2 protein-coding genes and 1 pseudogene are annotated in these 1,046 nt (G+C 36.1%); 2 read left to right on the forward strand and 1 reads right to left on the reverse strand.

The window, feature by feature from the left end:
* Nucleotides 1–66: 66 nt before the first annotated feature.
* The gene (locus FJR05_RS24255; RefSeq protein WP_168646477.1) at nucleotides 67–216 is read left to right on the forward strand and encodes a hypothetical protein; all 150 of its coding nucleotides are present in this window, start codon (nucleotides 67–69) and stop codon (nucleotides 214–216) included.
* A 40-nt stretch (nucleotides 217–256) separates the two neighbouring features.
* Here the strand turns inward: FJR05_RS24255 and FJR05_RS24260 are convergent.
* Nucleotides 257–355 (reverse strand): annotated as a pseudogene (locus FJR05_RS24260) (Mu transposase C-terminal domain-containing protein); the annotation flags it as partial.
* Nucleotides 356–495: 140 nt separating this feature from the next.
* On the opposite strand from FJR05_RS24260, the gene FJR05_RS24265 reads away from it, so the two are divergent.
* Nucleotides 496–804 carry a hypothetical protein gene (locus FJR05_RS24265; protein WP_254447079.1) on the forward strand — a complete coding sequence of 103 codons (309 nt, stop codon included), beginning with the start codon at nucleotides 496–498 and terminating at the stop codon, nucleotides 802–804.
* The last annotated feature ends 242 nt before the right edge of the window (nucleotides 805–1,046 follow it).

Consider the following 1,046-nt stretch of genomic DNA (forward strand, 5'->3'; position numbering starts at 1 on the left):
AGATGCCTAGATATCTCTACCATTTTATCCTCTCTTTTAGAATGAAATAGCCCTGCGGGAGGAATAATGAATTTATCCACAGAAGAGATTGAGATTTTAGACAAAAAATATTGTCGTGCCAACCTCTTCATAATTGAATGCAAAAAAGCAGCTATAGGAGATGATTCTCCTTCTTGGTGGGAAAAGATAGAGGAGAGAATGTTAAAAGTCGAATAAAAAACATTGGAAGATTATAAGCACGAACTAAAAATTCTTCTTACGAACCTATTTGGCGATAAACCAAAATAGTTGTAATGTCTTTGGGACCAAATCGCAATACCACGCTTTTTCCAGCGTAACCAGCCAGGTTTTCACTCCGATAGGTGAGGGCTTATAGACAGTATAAAAATTAAATACAAATTTACTGCTTGAATCATCATCAAAATAACCATTCAGAAAAATTTAGGAGTTCATAGCAATTTTTGTCTAAAATAGAACTAAAAGATTTTAAAATCAATGACAGAACCCAGTAACCTTAATGAAATTATTCAACGTATCCTTAACGGAAATCAAACTGATGCCGATGTTGAATCTTTGCGTCAGTGGTTAAATAAAAGTAGTATTCAAAATCTGCAAGTAGGTAAGTACAACGTTAATATTGGACAGGGACAAGATATTCATATTGGCGATCGCACTTACCAAGGACTTGATGCACAAGCGATTCGAGAAGTTGCTAGTGCTGTAATTCAGGGTTCTAACACAGCAGAGATCCGAGAAATCGTTCGCTCCATCCTCAAAGAAGAGTTTCATAACTTGGCACTGTGACTTGAATCATAAAATAAGCTTTTAGCTCACTTTATGCTTCACAAAGCAGATGTCCATTTTATGCTTCAAAAAAAAGTGAAAGTAGAAAATTCCTTTTTTCAAGTAATACATGGAAAGAAAGCGACACCTTTCCGTGTAATACACGGAAAGAGGAAAATCAAGATCAACAACCTGACAAAGAGGAAGAGTATACACCGACACCGCGCAACATGGTAGAACTTGAAGCTTTACGTGAGCAAGTA

This window comes from Dolichospermum sp. UHCC 0259, from assembly GCF_009711935.1.
Lineage (GTDB): Bacteria > Cyanobacteriota > Cyanobacteriia > Cyanobacteriales > Nostocaceae > Dolichospermum.

What these genes read in the sequence shown, in the direction of transcription:
- FJR05_RS24255 (WP_168646477.1), top strand. Translation starts at nt 67, where the DNA reads ATGAATTTATCCACAGAAGAGATTGAGATTTTAGACAAAAAATATTGT.
- FJR05_RS24265 (WP_254447079.1), top strand. Translation starts at nt 496, where the DNA reads ATGACAGAACCCAGTAACCTTAATGAAATTATTCAACGTATCCTTAAC.